This window comes from Sodalis sp. RH21, assembly GCF_047324175.1.
Taxonomy (GTDB): domain Bacteria; phylum Pseudomonadota; class Gammaproteobacteria; order Enterobacterales; family Enterobacteriaceae; genus Acerihabitans.
The window spans coordinates 5,803,876-5,818,799 of record NZ_CP178732.1; the positions used below are offsets into that span (position 1 = coordinate 5,803,876).

Sequence of the window (14,924 nt, forward strand, 5' to 3'; positions counted from 1 at the left end):
TTCCGAATCCCTAAATTAATAGTTGCCGGTCGCCGCCGCCCCCGACACGATAGATACGCCGGAGCTGGTGCCGATGCGGGTAGCGCCGGCCTGAATCATGGTTTTGGCGGTTTGGCGATCGCGCACGGCGCCGGAAGCTTTAACCCCCACGTCTTCACCCACCGTCTGACGCATTAATTTGACGTGATCTTCACGTGCGCCGCCGGTGCTAAAACCCGTGGACGTTTTAACAAAAGCCACCTTGAGTTCCCGGCAAATCTGGCAAACTTCAACGATTTGTTGCGAACTCAACAAGCAGGTTTCCAATATTACCTTCAATGGAATAGCCGCGCAAACCTCATGGACCGCCCGGATATCGGCGGTTACCGCGTCGATTTTTCCGCTTTTCAGCCAGCCTACATTAATCACCATGTCAATTTCCTGCGCCCCCGCCTGGATAGCCGCCTGCGCTTCAAACGCCTTGACCGACGTCAGGGCCGAGCCCAGCGGGAACCCGATTACCGAGCACACTTTAACCGCAGAACCCCGTAGCGCTTGTGCGGCGAACGGAACGTAACCGGAATTCACGCATACAGAATAGAAACCAAACCGTTTTGCTTCGTCGCACAGGGTGGCGATTTGCGCTTCGGTGGCGTCCATGGCCAGCAAGGTATGGTCAATATAACGGGCAAAATCGATTTCAGGTTGAGTCATTTTAAGGTCCTTTATGAGGATTGATATTGTTGCAATGTTAGAATAATAACATCATAGAACCGCTTTCAATAGCCATTTATCAATTTTTCATTCATTAATTGGTGTGATTAATGTCACGTTAATAACATTTAACAGTTGTTAGTGTTACAGGAATAACATTGAATAGAGTGAAATTTATGAGGGCTAATAATTATGGATATTGCAGTTATCGGTTCCAACATGGTGGATCTCATCACCTATATCACAAAGATGCCTAAAACCGGGGAGACGCTCGAAGCGCCGGATTTTGAAATCGGCTGCGGCGGCAAAGGGGCCAACCAGGCGGTCGCGGCCGCCAAGCTTGGCGCCGGCGTGATGATGATTGGTAAAGTGGGCGAGGATATGTTCGCTGAAAATACCGTCAATAATCTGCGGCATTTTGGCGTTGATACCCGCTATGTCGAAACGGTGGCGGGCGTATCCAGCGGCGTTGCGCCGATTTTTGTTGATCGGGATTCACAAAATCGCATCTTGATCATCAAGGGCGCGAACAATCACCTGGGCGCTGCGGATATCGACAACGCGGCGGATCGGCTTAAAAGCTGTAAATTAATTATCCTGCAATTGGAAATTCCCCTGGCCACCGTTTACCACGCCATTGATTTTGCCAGAAAGCACCAGGTTCCCGTCATTCTCAATCCCGCGCCGGCCAGCCGGGAGCTGGATATCGGTTATGCCTGCCAGTGTGATTTTTTTATGCCTAATGAAACGGAACTGGAAATCCTGACCGGGATGCCCGTGGACAGCGAGGAGAATATCCTCGCCGCCGGCCGGTCTTTACTGGCGAAAGGTTTGAAGAATCTGATTATTACCATGGGCCAGCGCGGCTCGGTGTGGTTAAGCGGCGCCGACATCCACCGGGTTGAGCCGGTAAAGGTCGACGCGGTGGATACCAGCGGCGCCGGCGATGCGTATATCGGCTGCTTTGCCCACTACTACGTTAACGGCGGCGACGTAAAACAGGCGATGGAGTATGCCTCCGCGTACGCCGCCTACAGCGTCAAGGGTAAAGGCACCCAGCGTTCTTATCCCGATGCCGCCCAATTCCATGATTTCCTCGCCACCTTACATCAGGAATAACATCATGCGCCACAATACGGTACAAATGCCTGACGGCTATTTAAATAAGACCCCGTTGTTCCAATTCATCCTGCTGTCGTGCCTGTTTCCCTTATGGGGCTGCGCGGCCAGCCTGAATGACATTCTGATTACCCAGTTTAAATCGGTGTTTGCCTTAAGCGATTTCGCCAGCGCCCTGGTGCAAAGCGCGTTTTACGGCGGTTACTTCCTGATAGCCATTCCGGCGTCCATGGTGATCCGCAAAAGCAGCTACAAATTTGCCATCATGATCGGCCTGTCGCTGTATATCATCGGCTGCGTGCTGTTTTATCCCGCCTCCCATATGGCCACCTATACCATGTTCCTGGCGGCGATTTTCGCCATCGCCATCGGCCTGAGTTTTCTTGAGACCGCGGCCAATACCTATAGCTCGATGATCGGTCATCGCGACTATGCGACGTTGCGCCTGAATATCAGCCAGACGTTTTACCCCATCGGCGCGCTGATGGGCATCGTGCTGGGCAAGTATCTGGTATTCCAGGAGGGCGGCAGCTTAAGCAGCCAGATGGCCGCCATGACCCCGGAACAGATCCATCAGTTCCGTCTCAACATGCTGGAACTGACCCTGGAACCCTACAAGTATTTGATTATGGTGCTGGTGGTGGTGATGGTGCTGTTTATGATTACCCGCTATCCCCATTGTAAACCCCAGGTGGATAAAACCGACCGCGCCGCCACGCCGGGCATGGGTGAAACCCTGCGCTACCTGGCGGGCAATTCCCGTTTCAAAAAAGGCATCGTCGCGCAGTTCTTATATGTCGGCATGCAGGTGGCGGTCTGGTCATTTACCATCCGCCTGGCGCTAAACCTGGGCGCGGTTAATGAACGCGATGCGTCCAATTTTATGATTTACAGCTTTATCTGCTTTTTCATCGGCAAGTTTGTCGCCAATTTCCTGATGACGCGCTTTACGCCGCAAAAGGTGCTGATCGCCTATTCGATACTGGGCGTCGCGACGCTGGCTTATGTGGTATCGGTGCCTAATTTCACCGCCGTTTACGCCGCGGTATTTGTCAGCGTGCTGTTCGGGCCGTGCTGGGCCACCATCTATGCCGGCACGCTGGATACGGTGGATAACAAATACACCGAAGTGGCCGGGGCCGTTATCGTTATGGCCATCGTCGGCGCCGCCGTGGTGCCGGCGATCCAGGGGTTCGTTTCCGATCACCTGGGTTCAATGCAGCGGGCGTTCGGCGTCTCGTTATTGTGTTTCGCCTATGTGGGTTACTATTTTTGGGGCGAACTGCGTAATAAGCAGCCGTTAGCGTCGGCCACCCGGATCACCAATTCGAATTAAGGAGAAGCGCTTATGTCCGCTGTTATTTATCTTCAGCGCGGCCAGTTCACCGAACGGCCGGTTTGCCTGGTGGAAAGCGCCGAGCTTAGCGTGACGCTATTTAAATATCCGTCCGGTATTGAAGCCGTGACCCTGCGCAACAGCCGGGGATTTGTAACCTTGCTGCCCTATTACGGGCAAATGATTTGGGATGCGCAATTCGACGGCCACAGCCTGAGAATGGACAACCCGTTCAACGAGCCGAAGTGGGGCGAGTCGGTGGTGGATACCTACGGCTGCTTTGCGTTCCATTCCGGCCTGCTGAGCAACGGTTGCCCGGCGCCGGACGACGTGCATCCGCTGCATGGGGAAATGCCCTGCGCGCGTATGGACCGCGCGTTCCTGGAATTGTCCGGCAATGGCGTGACCCTCGGCGGCGATTATGAATATGTCAAAGGGTTCGGCCATCACTATCGGGCCTCGCCCTCGGTCACGCTGAACGGCGGCGAGACGCTGCTGACCATAAGCATGGCGGTGACCAACCTGGCCAGCGTAGCGATGCCGCTCCAATATATGTGCCATATGAACTACGCTTATGTCCCCCATGCCGTCTTCAGCCAAAATATCCCCGCGGGGGCGTTTGAGCTGCGTTCATCGATACCCGGCCACGTGCATCCCACCGCGCAGTGGCTGGAATATACCGCAGGCCTGGCGCGCAATCCCGCCGCGCTCGGCGCCTTGGATCAGCCGGAGTATTACGATCCGGAAATCGTGTTTTTCGCCGACGATCTGGCGCAATACACCGCCCAGGCCGAGTTTTTTATGCAGGCGCCGGGAGGGGGGCCGCGTTTTGCGACCCGTTTTGACACCGGGCAATTTAACTATGCCACGCGCTGGATCTTATATAACGGCGATCAAAAGGTGGCGGCGTTCGCGCTGCCGGCCACCTGCCGTCCCGAGGGGCAGTTGGCGGCCAGCCGGGCGGGCACGCTGATCCAACTGGCCGCGGGCGCCACCCGGCGATTCAGCGTGGTAACCGGTTTGGATAATTAGCTTTCCCCCAGCCGCCTCCCGATCCTCGTTCATTACTGTTCAGTTGGAGCATTTCCCGCTACAGTGAGAACACCATTAGAGATCGGGAGGGAGCCATGCTTTATATCTTTGATTTAGGTAATGTCGTTATAGATATCGATTTCGGCCGCGTGCTGGGGGTATGGAGCAATCTCAGCGGGGCGCCTTTGGCCAGTTTAAAGAAGCAGTTCGTCATGGGCGATGCTTTCGAGCAGCATGAACGGGGCGATATCACCGATGAAGCCTTTGCCGCCAAAATCTGCGGCGAATTGGGCATCGCCCTGAGCTTCGAACAATTTACCGCCGGCTGGCAGGCCGTCTTTGTCGGCGTGCGCCCCGAGGTGATTGAGATCATTCAGGGTCTGCGCGAGCAGGGGAACCGGGTGGTGATTTTATCCAATACCAACCGCTTACATTGCGACTACTGGCCCAGCCAGTATCCGGAAGTCCAGCAAAGCGTGGATAAACTCTATCTGTCGCAAGATCTCGGCATGCGCAAACCCGACCCGGCGATTTATCGTTATGTTCTGGAGCAGGAAGGCGTGAACGCGCAGGACGCGGTATTCTTTGATGATAACGCGGAGAATATCGCCGCCGCGAAAAGCGTGGGATTACCTGCGATACATGTTACCGATCGTGGCGTGGTGCCCGCTTATTTTGCGTGAATGGCGCGAAAATCGGGGGAGGCGCGGCGATGAAACGTCCTGGTTTTAAAAAAATGACCCGGTTTTATTCCTTCAGCAAGTTTTTGTATCAACGCAGCGATCATGATGGCCTGACCATGCTGGCCGGCCATCTGGCCTACGTTTCGCTGCTTTCCCTGGTGCCGCTGATTACCGTGGTGTTTGCGCTGATTGCCGCTTTTCCGGTGTTTTCCGATGCGAGCGTACAGCTAAAGAGCTTTATATTTAATAACTTTTTGCCGGCCACCGGTAGCGTTATCCAGCGCTATCTTGAGCAGTTTATTCTCAATACCAGCAAAATGACGGCGGTAGGCACCTGCGGATTGATCGTCACCGCCCTGCTGCTGATTTATTCGGTGGATACGGTGCTTAACAGCATCTGGCGCAGCAAAAAAAAACGGCCCATTATCTTTTCGTTCGCGGTGTATTGGATGGTGTTGACGCTGGGGCCGATACTCACCGGCGCCAGCATGGCCATCAGCTCTTATCTGTTTTCCCTGACCTGGCTGAATAATACCGGGACCACCACGATTATTACCGTGGTGCTGAGAATCTTTCCGCTGGTGCTTTCCTGCACGTCGTTCTGGTTATTATACTGCGTGGTGCCCACGGTACGCGTGCCGGGCCGGGATGCGCTGATTGGCGCGCTGGTGGCGGGCCTGCTGTTTGAACTGGGCAAAAAAGCCTTCGGCATGTATGTCACCATGTTCCCCTCCTACCAGCTGATTTACGGCGTGCTGGCGGTGATCCCCATCTTATTCCTCTGGGTATATTGGAGCTGGTGTATTGTATTGCTAGGGGCGGAGATCACCGCCTCGCTAACCGAATACCGGGCGTTGGCGCAGGAAAAACCGCAAGTACCGGACCAGGAGGCGCACTGATGATAGCCCTGATCCAGCGGGTGCTGAACGCCGGCGTGACCATCGCGGGCGAGCCGGTGGGCGCCATCGGCCCGGGGTTGCTGATCCTGCTGGGCGTGGAGCGTGGGGACGACCCGGACAAGGCCGCAAAATTGTCCGAGCGCGTATTGAGCTATCGGATCTTTAGCGACCAGCAGGGTAAAATGAACCTGAATGTCCGCCAGGCCGGCGGCAGCGTGCTGGTGGTATCGCAATTCACCCTCGCGGCGGATACCGACAAGGGGCTGCGGCCCGGCTTCTCGCGCGGCGCTCCCCCGGCGGAGGCGGAGCGCTTATATGACTATTTTACCGACTGTTGCCGTCAGGCCGACATCAGGACTGAAACCGGCCGGTTCGCGGCGGATATGCAGGTCTCGCTGGTGAATGACGGGCCGGTGACCTTCTGGCTGCAGGTCTGAAATGGTCGGGATCTTTAAAGAGAGGGTATGGCATGTATCACTTGCGCGTCCCGCAGAATGAACAAGAACTCAACGACTACTATCAGTTTCGCTGGGAAATGCTGCGCCAGCCGCTGCACCAGCCCCATGGCTCCGAACGTGATGCCTATGATGCGATGGCCCATCACCAGATGGTAGTGGACGAAGAGGGTAAGCCGGTAGCCATCGGCCGGTTGTATATCAACGCCGATAATGAAGCCGCCATCCGTTTCCTGGCGGTGCACCCGCAGGTACGGGACAAAGGCCTGGGCACCCTGGTGGCCATGACGCTGGAATCGGTGGCCCGCCAGGAAGGGGCGAAACGCGTGGTCTGTAGCGCCCGCGAGGATGCGGTGGAGTTCTTCGCCAAGCTGGGGTTTATCAACCAGGGTGAAATCACCGTGCCGTCCACCACCCCGATACGCCATTTTTTAATGATCAAACCCATAGTGACGCTGGATGATATTTTGCACCGGCCTGACTGGTGCGGGCAATTGCAACGGGCCTGGTACGAGCATATTCCCTTAAGCGAAAAGATGGGGGTGCGTATCAGCCAGTACACGGGCCAGAAATTTATGACCACCATGCCGGAGACCGGCAACCAGAATCCCCACCATACCCTGTTTGCCGGCAGCCTGTTTTCATTGGCCACCCTGACCGGCTGGGGGCTGATATGGCTGTTGCTGCGCGAACGGCAGCTGGGCGGCACCATTATTCTGGCCGATGCGCATATCCGCTACACCACCGCGGTAACCGGGCGTCCCTGCGCCGTGGCGGATCTGGGCTCGCTCAGCGGCGACCTGGACCGGCTGGCGCGCGGACGCAAAGCGCGGGTGCGGCTGGAAGTGGCGTTATACGGCAACGAGACGAAAGGGGCGATATTTAAAGGCGTGTTCCTGGTGCTGCCGCCCGCTCCCGATAAACCGCTGGAGAGCGGCGGCTCGCTGGTGAACTGAGCAAACGGCGCGCCGCCGTCATCCCCCGCCGTTGCCTGGGCGCAGTCATCATTGCGCCGGCTCGCTTACCAACTCACCCTGCGCCAGGGTTTGATTTACCGTTTGCCCGCTGGCGTTCAGCGCATGCAGCCTGCCGTTCAGGGTGGGCTTGAGCGGCGCGTTGGCGGGTAATTTCCCGGTCAGCGTCAGCTGCATATTGCCATTGCCGGATAACGGCATGGCGGGCCATCCCCAGCGCTGCAATATGGTTAACGGTACCGCCCGGCCGTTAAGGTTAAGGGAAAACCCGCGGTCGGTTTGCTGATCGATCAGGGCGGTGGCCTCAAGCAATCCTTCGCCGGTAAACGCGCTCAGTTCGGTAATATTGATTTTGCCTCGATCGGCGGTCAGCCCCAGCGACGGGCGCCGTACGTCGATTTTATTAAAGGTGGCATCGCTGCCGTTCAGGTTCAGGCTGCCGGACCAGATGCCCCATTGATGATCCCTGGCCAGCACCAATCCCTTGCCAAAAGCATCCAGCGCCGTGACCTGGAAGGGGAACGCGGGATTAATATCGATCAGCAGATTGCGGTTGGCGCTGAATTTATCCACCGCCACCTCCGAGAGCCAGGAAGGCAAGGGTTGCAGCCAGCCGGCAAGCCAATGCTCCGGCAAAGTATACTCCAGTCCGGCAACCATAAAATCATCCAGCTCCAGCCGCTGGCCGTCGCGCTGCCAGCGCCCGGAGGTGCGCATCAACCCGCCTTGCCAGCGTCCGCTGAACTGGCGGATTTCAATACCCCCGGGCGAAAACGTCAGGTTAGCGATGGGATCGTTCAAATGGACGGCGCCGTTTATCAAATCGCTGGCATTAAACGACAGGGTGCCGTCGTCCGACGACCAGTCGCCGTCCTGGAAGGTGACATTGCGTAAGGTTAAATCCAAATCGCTGAAGGCCCAGTTTTTGCCTTCCATGCGCGCATCGATCAAATCGAAACGGTGAATGGTGATTTTGGGCACTTCCGACAATTGGCGCAAAAACTCATCCAGGCTCTGCTCGGTTTGCATGCGCACGTTGCTCAGGCGCAGATTATCCACCTGCCAGGCGCCGTCTTCATCCCGGCGGGCATTGCCGGTCAGCTCCCCCTGGGATAAATCGGCACCCAGGTTATCCAGCCGCAGCCGGTTGTTATCGATTTCCCCCTGCACCAGCACATTTTCCGCCGGAATGCCGTTAAGGGTCAGCGAACGGGCGCTGATCTGGAAGCGGGAATTGCGGCCCAGCGGAAAGCCGATTTGCGGTTTCCAGGGCGTAATGCCGGCATTGACGTTTTGTCCGTTCAGCTCCCAGCCGCCGTAAGGCGACTGTATCGCCATGCCGTTTAATTGCAGGACATCCGCCTGCAATGGAAACGCCAGCGAGGCCGGGTCCAGATTTAACGTGCCGTCCTGCAGCTGAATGCGATCGAAGTGATAGGGTTCGGTGATTTGGCGCACGCTGAAGCCGGCCACCAGCCGCTTGGCCACCACGGTGGGTTTACGCTCTTTTTGACCGAAGGAGATGTTTTCGAAGTAAATTTCCGTCGGTTCGGACCAGCTATGCGCGATTTTATCCAGCGACAGCTGGTAATCGCTGTGCTGGGTGACCAGCCGGCTTACCCAACCGGCGCCCCAGGTGGTTTGCAGCAACACGTAGATCAGGATAATTATCAATATCACTATCAAAAGTATTGATAACAAAAATTTCCCAATAAATTTCATTGCTCAAATCCATCGCTGTCATAAAGGTTACAGTGTTTATGCCGTAATTAGCGAGGGTTCTCAATAGCCAATGCGCTTCCGGCAAAAAAAAGCCGCTGTATTGATACAGCGGCCTCATAAAAACATGAAAATGACTTAATGGTGTTCGGGGGGAAACAGCAGGTTAAGCACGATGGCGGTGATGCCGCCGGCGGCGATGCCGGAAGACATCAGGGTTTTCAGCCACTGCGGCGCGAACTGCAATATCAGCGGTTGCTGCGACACGCCCAGGCCTACCGCCAGCGATAACGCGATGATCATAATGGCGCGGCGGTTAAGCCGTTCGCGCGACACGATACGCACGCCTGAAGCGGCGATGGTGCCGAACATGACGATGGTCGCGCCGCCCAGCACCGGCTCGGGAATATGCTGCACGAACCCGCTGACCACCGGAAACAGCCCCAGCGCTATCAGCATCAGCGATACCACGAACCCCACATAACGGCTGGCGACGCCGGTCAGTTGGATCACGCCGTTATTTTGCCCGAAGCAAGAATTGGGGAACGTATTAAACACGGCGGAAAGCATGGAGTTCAGCCCGTTGGCCAGCACGCCCCCTTTCAGGCGCCGCATATAGATAGGGCCGCGCACCGGTTGTTCCGACACATCGGACGTAGCGGTAATATCGCCGATGGTTTCCAGCGACGTCACCATAAATACCAGCATCAGGGGCACCAGCAGATCCCAGTCAAATCCCAGGCCGTAATACAGCGGCGTCGGCACCATAATCAGCGACTGCGCCGGCGCGGGGGGAGTATCGGGCAGCATACCCATCATCCAGGCCGCCAGATAGCCCACCGCCATGGCGATCACCAGCGAAGCGACCCGCAGGTAAGGGTTGCGCTGGCGGTTGAGCAGGATGATGACCAGGAGCACTATGCCGGCCAACAGCAAATTCTTCGGCGCGCCGAAGCTATGATCGGCCATGGCGGCAAAACCGCCGCCGATGGAGGTCAGCCCCACCTGGATCAGCGAAATGCCGATAATCATCACCACGATGCCGGAAACCAGCGGCGTAATAATGCGCCGCGCCAAATGCAGCACCCGCGACAATAAAATCTCGGTGCACGATGCCACCATCAGCGTGCCGAACAGGGCCGCCATCATGGTGGGCACATCGGCGCCGCCGTTTTTCAGCGCCAGCCCGCCCATAATCAACGGCGTCACAAAGTTAAAGCTGGTGCCCTGGATCGATAACAGACCCGACCCCACCGGCCCCCAGGTTTTAATTTGCAGTATCGATGCCAGGCCGGAAGCAAACAGCGACATGCTGATAATATGCTGCGTATCCTGCGCCGGCAAACCCAGCGCCTGGCAAATCAGCAAGCCGGGAGTGATCACCGCCACAAACATCGCCAGCAAATGCTGGCAGGCGGCAAACAGCGTCTCCGCCAGGGGTGGGCGATCATCCAGATGATAAATCAGCTCGCTTTTGGCAACGGGAATCGGTGCGTCATCGACTTCGGAAGAGGGCATGGTCATGTTAAAGGACTTTCCTGGGCGGCAAAGGAGGCATTTTAATGATCCTGCTTTTAAAAGCAAACGATTGCATTCGCCGGACATCCCCGCCGGTTGATATAAGTCAATCCGGGCGCAGATTCCCGCCGACACGGTACCCACAGCGAGTCGTGTTAAAGGGAGATCGCGCCGTTATGCATTGGTATAGCGCACCCGCTCCGGCATCCAGCGTTCAATCAGCCCCGCGGCCGCGTCAGGATAATGTTCATGAATATGGCGCGCCACCCGCTGCACCTCCGGAATCATCCCCTGATCGCGCAGCAAATCCGCTACCTTGAACTCCGCATTACCGGTCTGGCGCGTGCCCAGCAGCTCGCCCGGCCCGCGAATCTCCAAATCCTGCTGCGCAATCACAAACCCGTCATTGGTATCGCGCAGCACCTGCAACCGCCGCTGCGCGGTCTTGCTTAACGGCGATTTATACAATAGCACGCAGTGCGAAGCCACCGCCCCGCGGCCCACGCGCCCGCGCAGCTGATGCAACTGCGCCAGCCCCAGCCGCTCCGGGTTCTCGATAATCATCAGGCTGGCATTGGGCACATCCACGCCCACCTCAATCACCGTGGTCGCCACCAGCAACTGCACCTCGCCGGTCTTGAAAGCCTGCATAATCTGCTGTTTTTCCTGCGACTTCATCCGGCCGTGCACCAGCCCGATGCGCAGATCCGGCAGCGCGCTCTCCAGCCCTTCCCAGGTAGCCTGCGCCGCCTGGGCCTCCAGCAAATCGGACTCGTCAATCAGCGTACAGACCCAATAAGCCTGGCGCTGCTCTTGCAAACAGGCCTGCCGTACCCGCTGGATAACATCCGCCCGGCGGGTATCCGGGATGGCCACCGTGGTCACCGGCGTACGGCCCGGGGGCAATTCATCGATAACCGATGTATCCAGATCGGCATAAGCGGTCATGGCCAGGGTGCGCGGGATCGGCGTGGCGGTCATAATCAGCTGGTGAGGATGAAAGCCCTGCGCCAGGCCTTTCTCCCACAATGCCAGACGCTGATGCACGCCAAACCGGTGCTGTTCATCGATAATCACCAGCGCCAGCCCCGCAAACAGCACGTGTTCTTGAAAAATCGCATGGGTGCCGACCACCATCCCCACGTTGCCCGCCGCAATCGCTTCCTGCTGGGCGATGCGCGCCTTGCCCTTTTGCTTACCGGCCAGCCAGCCCACTTCAATGCCCAGCGGCTCGAACCAGTGGCGAAACGTCTGCGCATGCTGCTCGGCCAGCAGTTCGGTGGGGGCCATCAAGGCCACCTGCTTACCCTGGGCGATGGCCCGCAGCGCCGCCAGCGCCGCCACCAGCGTTTTGCCCGATCCGACGTCGCCCTGCACCAAACGCATCATCGGTACCGGCTGTGCCAAATCCCGTTCGATTTCGTCCGTTACCCGCCGCTGCGCGCCGGTGGGCGCAAAGGGCAGCAACGCCAAAAACCGCTGCGTAAGACTATGATCGGCGGTCAGCGCCAGCGCCAGATCTTTACGCACACCGGCCCGTACCGCCAGCATACTGAGGTTATGAGCCAGCAGTTCTTCCAGAATCAGCCGGCGCTGCGCCGGATGTTTACCCAATTCCAGATCGGCCAGGGAAATATCCGGCGGCGGCCGATGCAGGGTGCGCAGGGCATCGGGCAGCGCGATCAGGCCGCGGGCCAGCTCCGGCGGCAGCAGTTCGCTGATGGGGCAGTTATCGAGCAGCTTCAGCGCCTGATCGGTCAGGTTGCGCAAGGTCGCCTGGCGCACGCCTTCCGTGGTGGGGTAGACCGGCGTCAGCGAGGCCGCCAGCTCAACGTCCGTTTGTTCGCCCAGCACGTGATACTCGGGATGGATGATTTCGGCGCCCAATTGGCCGCGGCGGATCTCGCCATAGGCCGTAACCCTGCGTCCGGGGGCGAGGCTATTTTTCATGGCGGCGTTGAAGTTAAAAAAGCGCAGGGTGATTATGCCGCTGTCATCGCGCATCCGGCAGGTCAACATGCGCCGCCGGCCGAAGCCGATATCGCAGCTCATGATTTCCCCCTGCACGGTGACAAACATGCCGGGCAATACATCATTAATGGCGTACAACCGGGTACGGTCTTCGTAGCGGGAGGGCAGGTGCAGCAGCAGGTCCTGCAGATTTTCCAGGCCAAGGCGGGCCAGCCGGGCCGATTGAGCGGGACCAACCCCGGAAAGCGAGCTCAGCGGTATGGTGTTCAGCAGACGGCCTTCCATCATTTCAGCACTCCGTGGCGGATAAAGTGGCCCACTATGGCGAATCGGCGGTCATGACCTACCGGCTGACGACCGGTATTTTACCTCGGGGCACCACCCGTCGGGCTCCCGGCGTTAATTGCGGTTACGGGTGACGCGGATGACATCCGGCATCACGCGGATTTTACGCATGATATTGGCCAGATGGACGCGATCGCGGGTGGTCAGGCGAATAAACGCGCTATAGACCCGCCCGTCTTTCTCTTCGGTGTTCAGGCTTTGGATGTTGGAGTCGGCAGCGTTGATGGCCGCGGTAAGATTGGCCAGTGCGCCCTGGTGGTTGAACATGTCCGCTTTGATCTCGGCGATAAACTCCTGCTCGGTATCCAGATCCCACTCCACAGCCATGAATTTTTCCGGTTCTTTCTGGTAGCCGCGGATGTTGCGACAAGATTCATGATGCACCACCAGCCCTTTGCCCGGGCTGACGTGGGCGATAATCGGATCGCCCGGAATCGGCCGGCAGCACTTGGCGAAGGTGATAAGCACCCCCTCCGCGCCTTTGATTGGCAGGGTTTTGGGGCCGGGACCGGGGCCAGGTTCCGGCGGGGTCATATTGGATTGATCCCCTTGCAGATTGCGGGCGATCACCACGCTCATGGCATTGCCCAGGCCGATTTCAGCCAACAGATCGTCCAGGCTGGCCAGTTTCATCCGTTCCAGCTCGCGCTGCATATTTTCCGGCGGCACTTCGGCCAATTTACGGCTGCCGCCCAGCGCATGGTTCAGCAATCGCCGGCCCAGGTTCACCGAGTCGTCGCGCTTGAGGTTTTTCAGCATCTGGCGGATTTTGGCCCGCGCCTTGGAGCTGACGACAAAATTGAGCCAGGCGGCATTGGGCCGCGCGCCCGGGGCGGTAATGATTTCCACCGCCTGGCCGCTGGTCAGCGCCTGCGACAGCGGATAAGGCTGCCGGTCCACCCTGGCGCCGACGCAGGCATGGCCGATATCGGTATGCACCGCATAGGCGAAATCCACCGGGGTGGCGCCCGCCGGCAATTCGACGATGCGCCCTTCCGGGGTAAATACATAAATCTCATCGGGGAACAGATCGGATTTTACGCTTTCGATAAACTCAAACGAGCTGCCGGCGCTTTGCTGTAGTTCCAGCAGGCTTTGCATCCAGCGCTGGGCGCGGATCTGCGCCGTGGTGCCGGTTTCACCCTGCTCTTTATAAGCCCAGTGCGCCGCCACCCCCATCTCCGCCATTTGATCCATGTCCTCGGTGCGGATCTGCACTTCCACCGGCACGCCGTGCGGGCCGATCATCGAGGTATGTACGGACTGATAGCCATTGGCCTTGGGAATGGCGATATAATCCTTCACCCGGCCGGGGCGGGGTTTATACAGGCTGTGCATCTGCCCCAGCACCCGGTAACAGGTGTCCACTTCGCCAACGATCACCCGAAAGGCGTAGATATCCATAATGGAATGGAAACGCTGCTCTTTCAGGTGCATTTTGCAATAAATGGAATAGAGATGTTTTTCCCGGCCGCTGACGCGACAGGGAATACCCGCTTCGGTAAGCCGTCCTTCGATTTCCGCCAGAATTTTCTGGATCATCTCTTTACGGTTGCCGCGCGCGGCTTTCACCACTTCTTTGATCACCCGGTAGCGATTGGGGTACAGCGCTTCAAAACCCAGTTCCTCAAGTTCGGTCTTAAGGTGATGGATACCCAGGCGGTGGGCCAGGGGGCTGTAGATTTCCAAGGTTTCGCGGGCAATGCGCCGGCGCTTGTCCGGACGCAGCGAGCCGAGGGTGCGCATGTTGTGGGTGCGATCGGCCAGCTTGATCAGCACCACGCGAATATCCTGCACCATCGCCATGATCATTTTGCGAAAATTTTCCGCCTGGGCTTCTTTCTTATCGCGGAATTTCAGCTTATCAAGCTTTGAAACGCCTTCCACCAGTTCGGCCACGCTTTTACCGAACAACTGTTCCATGTCTTGGTAAGTCGCCGGGGTATCCTCGATCACGTCATGCAGCAGCGCCGCCATCAGCGTTTCATAGTCGAGACGCATCTCGGCCAGAATACAGGCCACGGCTACGGGGTGGGTGATATAAGGCTCGCCGCTGGAGCGCGACTGTCCCTCGTGGGCATCACGTGCGACAAGATATGCCTGCCGGAGGAGTTTTATCTGGTCCTCGGGCAGGTAACGTTGAATCAGTAGATTCAGACTTTCAAACAGATACAAGTGAG

General features: G+C 57.7%; 12 protein-coding genes. 7 read left to right on the plus strand and 5 right to left on the minus strand.

Annotation, left to right across the window (positions count from 1 at the left end):
• Positions 1–15: 15 nt before the first annotated feature.
• A complete protein-coding gene (deoC, locus tag ACL2XP_RS26760; RefSeq protein ID WP_413736448.1) occupies positions 16–693 on the minus strand; it encodes a deoxyribose-phosphate aldolase in 678 nt (225 codons plus the stop codon).
• Positions 694–885: 192 nt separating this feature from the next.
• On the opposite strand from deoC, the gene rbsK reads away from it, so the two are divergent.
• The 7 genes from rbsK to fabY all read left to right on the plus strand — a co-directional run bounded on the left by rbsK (position 886) and on the right by fabY (position 7,173).
• A complete protein-coding gene (gene rbsK, locus ACL2XP_RS26765; protein ID WP_413736449.1) occupies positions 886–1,812 on the plus strand; it encodes a ribokinase in 927 nt (308 codons plus the stop codon).
• Between the two features lie 4 nt (positions 1,813–1,816).
• Positions 1,817–3,148 (plus strand): L-fucose:H+ symporter permease, encoded by a 1,332-nt coding sequence (gene fucP, locus ACL2XP_RS26770; protein WP_413736450.1) that lies wholly within the window; start codon positions 1,817–1,819, stop codon positions 3,146–3,148.
• A 12-nt stretch (positions 3,149–3,160) separates the two neighbouring features.
• Positions 3,161–4,180 carry an aldose 1-epimerase family protein gene (locus ACL2XP_RS26775; RefSeq protein ID WP_413736451.1) on the plus strand — a complete coding sequence of 340 codons (1,020 nt, stop codon included), beginning with the start codon at positions 3,161–3,163 and terminating at the stop codon, positions 4,178–4,180.
• A gap of 95 nt (positions 4,181–4,275) precedes the next feature.
• Positions 4,276–4,863: a glucose-1-phosphatase gene (gene yihX, locus ACL2XP_RS26780; RefSeq protein WP_413736452.1), complete on the plus strand. Its 588-nt coding sequence runs from the start codon at positions 4,276–4,278 to the stop codon at positions 4,861–4,863.
• A 29-nt stretch (positions 4,864–4,892) separates the two neighbouring features.
• Positions 4,893–5,762: a virulence factor BrkB family protein gene (locus ACL2XP_RS26785; RefSeq protein WP_413736453.1), complete on the plus strand. Its 870-nt coding sequence runs from the start codon at positions 4,893–4,895 to the stop codon at positions 5,760–5,762.
• Entirely contained in the window at positions 5,762–6,199 is a 438-nt protein-coding gene (dtd, locus tag ACL2XP_RS26790; protein WP_413736454.1) for a D-aminoacyl-tRNA deacylase, read from the plus strand. The genes ACL2XP_RS26785 and dtd overlap by 1 nt, the downstream gene beginning before the upstream one ends.
• 32 nt (positions 6,200–6,231) lie before the next feature.
• Positions 6,232–7,173 carry a fatty acid biosynthesis protein FabY gene (gene fabY, locus ACL2XP_RS26795; protein WP_413736455.1) on the plus strand — a complete coding sequence of 314 codons (942 nt, stop codon included), beginning with the start codon at positions 6,232–6,234 and terminating at the stop codon, positions 7,171–7,173.
• 48 nt (positions 7,174–7,221) lie between these two features.
• Here fabY and ACL2XP_RS26800 read toward each other — a convergent pair whose 3' ends face one another.
• The 4 genes from ACL2XP_RS26800 to spoT all read right to left on the minus strand — a co-directional run bounded on the left by ACL2XP_RS26800 (position 7,222) and on the right by spoT (position 14,919).
• On the minus strand, positions 7,222–8,913 hold the full coding sequence (locus ACL2XP_RS26800; RefSeq protein WP_413736456.1) for an AsmA family protein: 1,692 nt from the start codon (positions 8,911–8,913) through the stop codon (positions 7,222–7,224).
• Between the two features lie 135 nt (positions 8,914–9,048).
• On the minus strand, positions 9,049–10,434 hold the full coding sequence (locus ACL2XP_RS26805; RefSeq protein WP_413736457.1) for a nucleobase:cation symporter-2 family protein: 1,386 nt from the start codon (positions 10,432–10,434) through the stop codon (positions 9,049–9,051).
• A gap of 168 nt (positions 10,435–10,602) precedes the next feature.
• On the minus strand, positions 10,603–12,684 hold the full coding sequence (gene recG, locus ACL2XP_RS26810; RefSeq protein WP_413739305.1) for an ATP-dependent DNA helicase RecG: 2,082 nt from the start codon (positions 12,682–12,684) through the stop codon (positions 10,603–10,605).
• 114 nt (positions 12,685–12,798) lie between these two features.
• Positions 12,799–14,919, minus strand: coding sequence for a bifunctional GTP diphosphokinase/guanosine-3',5'-bis pyrophosphate 3'-pyrophosphohydrolase (spoT, locus tag ACL2XP_RS26815; protein ID WP_413736458.1), 2,121 nt, complete (start codon positions 14,917–14,919; stop codon positions 12,799–12,801).
• Positions 14,920–14,924 lie beyond the last annotated feature (5 nt).

Coding starts and splice junctions, on each gene's coding strand:
- deoC (WP_413736448.1), bottom strand. CDS start 693: ATGACTCAACCTGAAATCGATTTTGCCCGTTATATTGACCATACCTTG.
- rbsK (WP_413736449.1), top strand. CDS start 886: ATGGATATTGCAGTTATCGGTTCCAACATGGTGGATCTCATCACCTAT.
- fucP (WP_413736450.1), top strand. CDS start 1,817: ATGCGCCACAATACGGTACAAATGCCTGACGGCTATTTAAATAAGACC.
- ACL2XP_RS26775 (WP_413736451.1), top strand. CDS start 3,161: ATGTCCGCTGTTATTTATCTTCAGCGCGGCCAGTTCACCGAACGGCCG.
- yihX (WP_413736452.1), top strand. CDS start 4,276: ATGCTTTATATCTTTGATTTAGGTAATGTCGTTATAGATATCGATTTC.
- ACL2XP_RS26785 (WP_413736453.1), top strand. CDS start 4,893: ATGAAACGTCCTGGTTTTAAAAAAATGACCCGGTTTTATTCCTTCAGC.
- dtd (WP_413736454.1), top strand. CDS start 5,762: ATGATAGCCCTGATCCAGCGGGTGCTGAACGCCGGCGTGACCATCGCG.
- fabY (WP_413736455.1), top strand. CDS start 6,232: ATGTATCACTTGCGCGTCCCGCAGAATGAACAAGAACTCAACGACTAC.
- ACL2XP_RS26800 (WP_413736456.1), bottom strand. CDS start 8,913: ATGAAATTTATTGGGAAATTTTTGTTATCAATACTTTTGATAGTGATA.
- ACL2XP_RS26805 (WP_413736457.1), bottom strand. CDS start 10,434: ATGACCATGCCCTCTTCCGAAGTCGATGACGCACCGATTCCCGTTGCC.
- recG (WP_413739305.1), bottom strand. CDS start 12,684: ATGGAAGGCCGTCTGCTGAACACCATACCGCTGAGCTCGCTTTCCGGG.